This window comes from Fulvivirga kasyanovii (assembly GCF_009711405.1).
Classification (GTDB): domain Bacteria; phylum Bacteroidota; class Bacteroidia; order Cytophagales; family Cyclobacteriaceae; genus Fulvivirga; species Fulvivirga kasyanovii.
In genome coordinates this window covers 1-10,443 of sequence record NZ_SMLW01000628.1, presented here as the reverse complement: position 1 = coordinate 10,443, position 10,443 = coordinate 1, and the positions used below count along the sequence as shown (strand labels likewise).

Below are 10,443 nucleotides of genomic sequence, written 5' to 3'. Positions count from 1 at the left end.
AATGCTTAATCAGGCGCTATCGAAGTATAATCAGAATGATACTAGTTTTGAACTATAGTACTTTGCTCTTCACTTTCTTCCATTTCGGCAAGCTCATTCTTGTTCACTGTGTCTTTTTTTATTCTGATAGCAACAAAGTATCCCGAACCTGATATTACATTGGAGGCATGCTTTAAACCTGCCGGCATCCAGATACTTTTAGCACCTTCTACCTCAAAAACCTCATCTCCTAATTGGATCTCATATACCAGCTTTTTTCCTTCTTCAGGTATGAGTATATTTATTTCATCCTCATCATCATGCGAATGCAGCTTAGTATATTGTTCTTCATTTTTATCAATAGCATTAATTTTATGAATAGCTAAGTGTGCAGGGAATCCCTCTGCAAAAAAGCGATCAACACCTTTTACATCAAAGTGATAAGGAATCGATGAAAGTGGTATGTTTAAATTTTCAAAAATTAAGTCAGCGTACTTTTTCATGATCTTTATGTTTAAGTTATTTAGGTTTCAAGTTTTAGTCGTCGCACCTGTATGCTTTCGAAATGCCAAAATTCGATCACTGCCACGACTACACTTATTGCATATATTTAACAAATAATTGTATCTATAATATTAGAGAACCTTTATCTGATTGTTATTCATTTCTTATTGCCAGGGTTAAACCATCTGCTATTGTAAGCATGCTAATGGTAACTCTGTTGTCGTACAACAACCGTGAGTTTAGTTCTCTGAGTGCCATTACCTCAGCGCTCTGGTTCACAGGATCTACAATACTTCCGCCCCATAGCACATTGTCAATCCCAATCAACCCGCCAGGTCTTACTAATTTCAGAGCTCTCTCGTAGTAATTGATATAGTTTTGCTTATCGGCATCTATGTAGATAAAATCAAAATAATTGCTGTGCCCTGTTTTAATGAGATCATCCAGTGTGTCTATGGCTGGTCCAATCCGGGAATCAATCTTATCCTCTACATTGGCCTGCTTCCAGTAATCTCTGGCTATAGCCGTCCAGTCTTCATCAATATCACATGTTATAATTTTACCATCCGGAGGAAGTTCTTTAGCCATCCATAGTGTACTATATCCTGTAAAAGTTCCAAGTTCAATGATTCTTTTGGCCCCCATCAACTTGATCAGAAATACTAAAAGTTGACTTTCTTCAGGTACGCTTTGCATAGCCGACATTGGCATTTTAGCGACCTTTTCACGTTGTTTTCTAAGTAAAGCCGGCTCCCGTAGTGATACAGATAGCACATAATCATATAAATCTTCAGTGATATCGAGATAGTTCTTCATTTCTTAGTGTTAATGGCTTTGTTTAAGTCTGATTATTTACCTTATATTTCAGCGAGAACTTTCTTACCCTGATAAAAACGCTGTAAATATTGTACAGCTCCCAACATCATCTTCTCAGCAATTTCATCTACATTTCGTTCCGTCCAATTTTCCAATGGAGTTCCCTTTACCCATTCGTTAAATGCTCCTAAGGAAGGCCCGCAATGAATCTGATAATCAACTTTATTTGAAACATCACCTTTAAGGGCCAATTGGGTTGAATACCTAAAGTACCATTTAAAGACATGTGCCATTTTCTGCCTGGGGTCTTCTTCTGCTCTGCGTAATGCCTCTGAATCATTCCCTAAATAAGCTTTAACGTCGTTAAACACTTCTTCAAATGAGCGCTTAAAGTATCTGCTTTGTAATTGATTCCGATCCTTTTCACTCAGATCATCAAGCCCGCTATGCTGTTTATATAACTCCAGCAACTTGTTGGCACGTGCCGGGAAGAATATGCCTTTTTTCAGCACTTGTACTTTTGCCCCTAATTCGAACATATCTCCGGCAGGGACATACTCGGTATCCTGAACGTTCATTTTCTGCAATAAATCTTTAGCCGAATCACTAATTCCGGACTGTACGGTACACTGGTTGATTGAGCCAGTCAATACAAAATCGGCCCCCAGCAAAAATGCAGCAGCCAAAGCTTCCGGGGTACCAATACCACCAGCTGCTCCTACTCGTATTTGCTTTTCATAACCAAATGTCTTCATCAAACGGTCCCTTAACCTTAGAATCACAGGGTACAATGTCAACGCAGAGCCCTGATCGGTATGTCCCGCGGAGTCAGCCTCGGCACATACATCATCCGCCATAGGTATCCGCTTCGAAAGCATTGCCTCTTCCTCAGATATTAGTCCTTGCTGAACTAATTTCTGCACCAGATATTCAGGTGGCGGGCTCATGAATGCTTCGGCAACTTCAGGTCTGGAGATCTTAGCCATTACCTTGTTGCGGATCATGACAGTACCATCACCTGACTTTTTAAGACCTTTCACACGATAGTATGCAATAGCTGGAGTAATACCCATATAGGCGGATGCCTCTACGCGATTGATATTAAGCCTATGAAATAACTCCACGGTAGCCATCTCTTTCTCTGGTGAGTAGAGGTTATGCAAAAGATTCATTCCAAATGGCAAATCACCAAGCGCCTCCTTAATACTCAGAGCTGCATTTTCAATAGTACCCAGGTCTAATCCTCCTGTACCGAAAAAACTTAAAAGATGAGCCTTACCCATTCTTATTACTAGTTCTTTAGAGGCTATACCCCGATACATAGATCCTGCTACATAGGCATACTTCACCTTATGGTCCCTCATAAATTCGGCACTGCCGAGTTGCTCAGGTCGTAGTGCAGAATCGATTTCTATATTATTGTGATCAGGCTCAATTGGACTGTTACGGGATATCAAAGATTCATCTATCAGTTTCTTCACCCCCTGATCAGCCTGTGGCTCCAGTGAAACTACTACTGGATTCTTCTTGATAAATCCCGTCAGCTTAGTCAACACATCACCTGGCCCGGATTCTGTAAATACATTCACACCATGCTGTATCATATAGCTGATACTCTCATACCATTTTACTTCATGATCCATTTGGTCAGCCAAAAGCTCTGTTAGATTAGAATCCCCATACGGTCTGGCTGTTACATTTGAGATTACCGGGATCTTACAGGGAGAAAACTCAAAGTTTTGGAGAAAAGACTTAAGAGTTTCCTTGGCCTCATTCATATATCTTGAGTGAAAAGCACCACTTACGTTTAAAGGGAAGTAAAGCTTTGCTCCATTGGCCTCGAATACTTTTTGAGCCTTAAGTATATCTTGCTTTAAGCCAGAAATAACCACCTGGTCGGCTGAATTATAATTGGCTATATCAATAGCATCAAACTGGAAATCTTCTAAAATGCGCTTAATAGTATCCATCCCCAGCCCAATTACCGCGGCCATCCCTCCTCCTTCTATCTGAGCCATAATTTCAGCTCTCTTCTTTACCAGTCGTAACCCTGTTTCAAAATCATATACAGATGCTGCATGAAGGGCATTGTATTCTCCCAGGCTATGTCCTGCCAGGTAGTCTGGCAAACTCTCAGAGTTTTGAAGCTCAAGAAAACTCAACGCATTGACGACATAAAGTGCAGGCTGAGTAAACTGAGTATAGCTAAGTTGTTTTTGAGGGTCATGAATACAAAGTTCTGCAATATCATAACCAAGGATATTGCTCGCTTCCCTGGTTAGTTCAGGATACTTACCAAATAACTCCATGCCCATTTTCTTTTTTTGGGACCCTTGTCCAGGGAAAAGATATGCTTTCATTTAATAATTACTTTAAAATATTAAAATATTTATATTCAATTTTTGACAGACCTCAACACTTCAGAATAAACCGGATCTGAACTCAACAACTCATTTTTGTATTTTTATTTAAAAAATTATGGTATTTTTTATTGACATGCCTCATCATCACATACGGTGTATTCGGTTTCGGGTTACTCATAGCTCATACTTCCCAACCTAATTCCGACATTTTCACTGTATTTATCAATATTTTCATCATGTCCGTATGACATTTCAGACACTATTTTCTCCATATTCCTGACACCATCACGTTTCCAGAGGTTCAGGATAGTATGTACTTGCGACGATGCCCCTTCAAGCTTCAGAAGATTTATATAGCTCGCAAATTCACCTGAAGGACTTAAATCTATATACAGGTTCGCATCGTAGCCTTCTAAATACTGTATTGCTTCTTGAAATAATATCGGTTCTCTAATTAAATCCCACCAGTATTGGCGGTCTATTTTGTTCAATTCACAGCCATATATGCTTGATACAAACGGAACTTCGGGCCTGTTATATTCAGGTGTTCCCAACATAGCGTTATAAGCATCCTGCAAAACATCCATATGATGAGAATGATACGGGTACAATACAGGCAGTTGATGGCATGTTATGTTGTTCTCAGTAAGATAATTTTTTACCTCCACGAGAGAATCCTTTGTCGCTGCCACCACAAATTGCTTATGCTTCTCTCTAACTTTCACTCCCACCAATGTTGTACGGGTATAAAGTAGGGGTACTTGATAATACAAAACCGGATCTGCCAGTATTACTAACATACCCCCTTCCGGTATGGTGGCCTCAACTAATCTGGCCTGGTTAATCACAGTAGTGAGAATGTCCAGGGGATCTGCAACTTTGCTTACAGCTGCAGCAACACACTCTCCAAGGCTATAGCCACAAACTCTGTGAGGTTTTATGCCTGATTCAATTAGTGCCTGCGCCATGGCAAACTGAACCATAAAAATAGCCGGGTGTGAATAAAGCAGCCTGTCAAACGGCTGACTACGCCCCTTATCCGGATCATATATATAATCGATCACGGAGCTGCCAATCAATTGATGAGCCTTATCATCAAGCCGCTTCATTGTTTTTCTAAAAGTATCATTACCATTCATCAACTCTTCACCCATATGATGATACTGGCAACCCTGACCAGCAAACAGAAAAACATTTTGTTTATTCATGGTCTTCTTTTAATATAGATTTTCAACCCTACCTTACTTCTCGTTTCAAAAACTAATGTGCGATATGAATAAGCTCTTACCCCGAACTTATAAAACATCACTCATTCACCAAGAAGTTGGCACAAACCTCCTGTACATTCAAACCCTTACCAGGGTTCATGACCTCTTCTAATAATCAATCCAAAGCATAATATCACAAACGGCTATCCTTCACTGACCGCTTCAAGCTGAAAGTATTCCATGTGCTCCTTCAGTGCCTGTCCTGTATGACTGTCTTCATTATAAACCAAATCCTTCGGATGACACTGAGCTACCACGTTCCCTCCTTTTTCACCACCTTCCGGGCCAATATCTATAACCCAGTCAGCAGTTTTCACTACATCCAGATTATGTTCGATAATAATCACCGTATTTCCAATCTCTACAAGCTTATGTAGTGTATGTAATAACTGTTGTACATCATGAAAATGAAGTCCGGTCGTTGGCTCATCCAGAACGTACACAACACTTCCCTTAGAAGGCCTGCTTAACTCTTTGGCCAGCTTAATCCGCTGCGCTTCTCCCCCACTAAAAGTTGTAGCGCTTTGGCCTAACTTAATGTAATCAAGCCCCACCTGTCGGAAAGTCTCAAGTGTATTCAAAATCTTTTTATTGCCCTTAAAAAAGTCAATAGCATCAAGTATATCGAGATCCAGCACCTCTGAAATATTCTTCCCTTTGTGCTGTACCTGTAAAATATTTGAATTAAATCGTTTGCCGTTACACTCAGGACAGGTGACCCATACATCAGCCAGAAAATGCATTTCCACTTTTACCTGCCCTTGTCCTTCACAGACTTCACACCTTCCCGAGGCAGAGTTAAAACTAAAATCTGCATACTTCATACGGTGTTTTTTAGCGTCCTCAGATGCTGCAAAAACTTTCCTTATATCATCAAATAGCTTAGTATAAGTAGCTGGATTAGAACGTGGCGTCCTTCCTATGGCTTTTTGACTAATATTGATAACCTTATCTAAATACTGCAGGCCTTCTATACTTTCGTATGGTCCCGCTTCAGTAGAAGCATTGTTTAGCTTTTGCTCCAATAATGGCTCCAGTGTGCCGGCAATCAGGCTACTTTTACCACTTCCACTCACTCCGGTTACGCAAGTCATCTTTCCTATAGGCAAAGAAATTGTCACATTCTTCAGGTTATGCAAAGTTGCTCCTTTGAGTGTAAGCCATTGGTCAGCCTCGTTATGTCTGATCTGCTTCCTATCTCCAAAAACTGATAATTTTCCGCTTAGGTATTTACCTGTAAGTGACTTTGGATCTTGCATTACTTCATCCGGCACCCCTGCAGAAACAAGTTCTCCACCATTCACACCTGCCTTCGGACCAATATCAATGAGCCAGTCTGCTTCCCGCATGATCTGCTCGTCATGCTCTACCACCAGCACACTATTTCCTATATCTCGTAGTTTAAGTAATGTTTTGATCAAAGAACCACGATCTTTAGGGTGTAGCCCGATGGAAGGTTCATCCAATACATACAGTACTCCCACAATACCACTACTTAACTGGCTCGCAAGCCTAACGCGCTGGCCTTCACCTCCTGATAACGTAGGAGCCGTTCTGTTGATGGTGAGATAGTGCAGTCCCACATCAAGCAGAAATGAAAATCGGTTATATAGCTCAATCAGAATATCCTTGGCCACCTCATATGCTGTTCCATCAATAGTTTCATAGATATCTTTAACCCATTTCAATGCATGTTCAATTGAAAAGGATGAAACTTCTGATATTTTGTATCCTCCAAGGGTAACGTTGTACGCTTCATTACAAAGGCCTGACCCGCTACACGAATCACACGTCTGAATATCCATGTAGATACTGTATCGCTCACGGTTGGTCTTGGAGTCGCTATCAAAATAAAGCCTGCTTAACTCAGGAACGAGACCTTTCACTGTCCTCTTGCTCGACTTCATCCCTAAGGCAGATGGCATGGATATTTTTTCACTGCCAGAACCGTAAAAGATGACCTCATGAAAGGATTTAGGCAAATCCTTCCAAGGTGCATTTATATCTAAACCGTAATGCTCATAAATTACATCAAGTGGACCAGTGGGCCATGATGAACGGTTATTTTCACGCAGGTTTCCAAACCATTTTAGAGCCCCGTCTAAAATACTGAGATTTTCATCTTCTACGAGTAGCTTAGGCTCTATCCGCTGTGTTATACCTAACCCCTTGCAATCCTGACACATACCCAAAGGAGAGTTGGCACTGAAGTGCTGCGCACTCAGCTCAGGAAAAGGTGTGGCACAATTAGCACAGATCATTTTAGAGGTGAACAGCAATTCTTTATTATCATAAAGTACCGTTACCAGTTGATTACTGTACTTATATATCTTTTTTATCTCTTCAGCCAAATGAGTAAGGACAGAATCCTTGTCTGCATCATCAACCTCCTGAATTGTATATTTATCCCAAACCAACTCAATGGTATTAAGGTGTGATTTCTCAGGTAATGGCTCGCCAGAATTCAAATCTACATAGGAGCCATTAACTCTAAAATGACTATAGCCCATTGCTCTGTACTTTTCGAACAGATCATTATCATACTCCGCTCTCTTCGATACGAGCGGCGCAAGCAATTCGCAGGTCTCACCTGCAGGGATATAATCATAAAGTCTTTTTGCTATTTGCAAAGGAGTTAACGGATTGATCTCAAATCCACACTTTGTACAATTTCTTCGTCCTGCTCTTGAATATAACAGACGAAGATAATTTGACAATTCTGTAATCGTACCTACGGTAGACCGTGGATTGTTGCTCAATGTTTTTTGTTCTATAGCAACTGATGGATTAAGACCAGCAATAAAGTCAACGTTTGGTTTCTCCATTTGCACCATGTACTTCCGCACATACAAGGACAAACCTGTCATGAAGCGACGCTGGCTCTCAGAGTATATTGTATCAAATGCTATTGACGATTTACCACTACCACTCACACCCGTGATAACTACAAGCTTATTTTTGGGAATGGAGATATCAATATTTTTTAAATTATGCTGCTTTGCTCCTTTTACTTGTATTAAGTTTGGATCTGGCTCAAGGGTTTGGCGTTTCGAACTGTCAATCTCACGTCTTCGTTGACTGTTATTATCAGAAAGTACAATTCGATGGTCATCATTTCCTACATCAGCTTTCAAAAGTGTTTGCTGATCAGTGTATTGATCCAATACCTGATTAGCCGGACCACTAATCCAGGCTTCGTTAAGGTACACTTGGCGTACCTGATCCCAGGATTTTTCGTTATTAACGATTAAGTCGGCAAGCATATCCAGCTTGGTAAAATCATCTTGCCTTAGCTCTTGTTTGGACTTATACCCCCAAAGTACTGACCATGGTAATAATTCTACTTTATTTAATGCGGCAAAGTCTCGTAGCATATTGCTTCTTATGAATGCCAGACCTCGCTTTACATCATATCCGAAAACATTCTCATCAGTCTTTTTTTCACGGCTTAACTGCCAGGCTCTCCCCGACTCAACGAACTGTTCCGGGCTCACCTTATAAGATAGTTCCCCTCGGGATTGCTCATAAAGCATGGCGTCAGCCTTTACCCATTCGTTGTTATCACTATTCCAAAATTCACAAACCCAATGATCGGAAAAGTATCCGGGTTCGCCCATGTATGAAGCAAACCCTGACCTTACCCGTGCAGGTATGTTTTTGTGTCTCATAGCACAGCATAAAAGCAGTGCATATTCTCTGGCAGTACAAACTACCCTATTATTTGCTTCGCGTCTTTTATCAAAAGGACTATTATCAAGCTCATCAATAGCCTTAATCAGGTTACTAACCAGAAAGAAACGGTTAGTATCCTCCATTCCACTCAGCTTGGGGGCTTCCGGTGATGAGAAGTGAATCAAAAGCCCTTGAATAGCATGGCACAGGTCACTCACATTTGTCGGTAAGTCATCCAAAAATTCCGCATACCCCTCCGGATCTGTAACAAGGCTATGTTCTGAATAAAATTTTATGCTTTGAGACATATTGTTCAATAGTTCTTATTATATACTTTTTACTTAAAGCTAATCATCACTCTTAGGTAGTAAAGCTGTGCTGCATTGAAGCAGAAGACTTCGTCATTTTATTAACGTACCTCGTACTCCATATCATACCTATGGCCAATACAAAAATATTAGCACCCCCTATGATGTAAAACACAGTTGTAATACTGGCTCCCCAAACAAAAACAGCTGTATATGACAAGGGTATAGATATTATCAACATTCGGATAACTTCTAATACAACCCCTGGTATAGCCCGACCGGTAGCCTGAAAAGTAGAATTAATGACTATTGTAATAATAATGGCAATATAGGTAAGTGATAATATACGTACCTGTAGTACACTTCCATCTATTACTTCTGGCACATTAGTAAAGAAAGAAAACAGCAAGGGTGCTGCAAGGTTGTAAATACCTACGCATATCAATCCCATAAATGTTACTAACATGATATTCTTCTTAAAAACCTCCTGTATCCGGTTTACATTACCAATTCCGTGACTTTGTCCAACCATAGTCAATGTAGAAGTTCCGAATGCATACCCTATAAACAGCAGGAACTCATCCATTCTTATAACCAAAACCCAAGAGTTCATGGCTGTTTCACTAATAGAACCTATTATGAAATTCATAACCATACTCGCAATATTGATGATAAGTATGCAGGCAACATGAGCAATACCAATCCTCGCAATTTCCTTAACAATAAAGGATTTTGTCTCACCAACTTTCCAGTTTAACTGTACCTGGTTTTCTTTCTTCGCAAAAGCCCCAAGTAGATATAAGAATGCCACAAATATTGAGATTGAAGTAGCTACCGCGCTACCTGCTACCCCTAGATTAAAGGTAAAAATACAGAGTGGGGAAAGGATAATATTTAATACAGTTGATAAAAACATAGATGCTGCATAGTGCTTTACCTGCCCCTCACCCTGAAAAATACCCAGCATCATTTGATTAAATAAAAGAAAACATAGACCTGGCAGAATGTAGTACAAATAATCCGTAGCAGCTACCATCGCCATATCACTGATTTCAGTACCTGCCAGCGCGTGGATAACATCCTTTCCAAACACATAAAAAAGCAATGCAGACACAACAGACACCACAATAGAAATAAGGATTCCTGAACTGGAGACCTTATCAAGAATAAATTTATTACGCTCCCCCACGGCTCGAGCCACCAATACACTCACACCTGTAAAAAGACCTATACCTAAAGCGAGATAAAGCATGTATATCGGGAATATAAGCCCCATTCCACTGATCAACGAAGTGGAATCTTTATCAATCATGGACACAAACACCAAATCAATAATACCATAAACTAACGATAGTATCTGACCGATCATCACTGGTATTGCCAATTTCAACGAAGTGGGTATTACCGGACCGTTCAATATTTCATCATTATTTTCCATAGATAGAGGTCATTTAAAATTTATTTGTTTTAATCGATTACTGGCAAATTGCAAATAAGACAGACCGTTTCCGATCTAGTCATAGTAGTACTAAT

Annotated in this window: 6 protein-coding genes; all 6 read right to left on the bottom strand. The window is 40.2% G+C overall.

The genetic code is table 11. The features are described from left to right. Positions 1–41: 41 nt before the first annotated feature. The 6 genes from E1163_RS21090 to E1163_RS21065 all read right to left on the bottom strand — a co-directional run bounded on the left by E1163_RS21090 (position 42) and on the right by E1163_RS21065 (position 10,348). Positions 42–482, bottom strand: a complete 441-nt coding sequence (locus E1163_RS21090; RefSeq protein ID WP_155174448.1) for a cupin domain-containing protein — start codon at positions 480–482, stop codon at positions 42–44. 154 nt (positions 483–636) lie between these two features. Next, a complete protein-coding gene (locus tag E1163_RS21085) occupies positions 637–1,299 on the bottom strand; it encodes a class I SAM-dependent methyltransferase (protein WP_155174447.1) in 663 nt (220 codons plus the stop codon). A 41-nt stretch (positions 1,300–1,340) separates the two neighbouring features. Next, positions 1,341–3,659, bottom strand: coding sequence for an ACP S-malonyltransferase (gene fabD / locus E1163_RS21080; protein WP_155174446.1), 2,319 nt, complete (start codon positions 3,657–3,659; stop codon positions 1,341–1,343). A 173-nt stretch (positions 3,660–3,832) separates the two neighbouring features. Beyond that, positions 3,833–4,870: an acyltransferase domain-containing protein gene (locus tag E1163_RS21075; RefSeq protein WP_155174445.1), complete on the bottom strand. Its 1,038-nt coding sequence runs from the start codon at positions 4,868–4,870 to the stop codon at positions 3,833–3,835. Between the two features lie 203 nt (positions 4,871–5,073). Next, on the bottom strand, positions 5,074–8,910 hold the full coding sequence (uvrA, locus tag E1163_RS21070) for an excinuclease ABC subunit UvrA (protein ID WP_155174444.1): 3,837 nt from the start codon (positions 8,908–8,910) through the stop codon (positions 5,074–5,076). 52 nt (positions 8,911–8,962) lie between these two features. Next, positions 8,963–10,348 (bottom strand): MATE family efflux transporter, encoded by a 1,386-nt coding sequence (locus tag E1163_RS21065; protein WP_155174443.1) that lies wholly within the window; start codon positions 10,346–10,348, stop codon positions 8,963–8,965. Between the last annotated feature and the right edge of the window lie 95 nt (positions 10,349–10,443).

Bases quoted from the DNA above. Each gene is read 5' to 3' on its own strand.
- uvrA (WP_155174444.1), bottom strand. From the start codon at position 8,910: ATGTCTCAAAGCATAAAATTTTATTCAGAACATAGCCTTGTTACAGAT.
- fabD (WP_155174446.1), bottom strand. From the start codon at position 3,659: ATGAAAGCATATCTTTTCCCTGGACAAGGGTCCCAAAAAAAGAAAATG.
- E1163_RS21085 (WP_155174447.1), bottom strand. From the start codon at position 1,299: ATGAAGAACTATCTCGATATCACTGAAGATTTATATGATTATGTGCTA.
- E1163_RS21075 (WP_155174445.1), bottom strand. From the start codon at position 4,870: ATGAATAAACAAAATGTTTTTCTGTTTGCTGGTCAGGGTTGCCAGTAT.
- E1163_RS21065 (WP_155174443.1), bottom strand. From the start codon at position 10,348: ATGGAAAATAATGATGAAATATTGAACGGTCCGGTAATACCCACTTCG.
- E1163_RS21090 (WP_155174448.1), bottom strand. From the start codon at position 482: ATGAAAAAGTACGCTGACTTAATTTTTGAAAATTTAAACATACCACTT.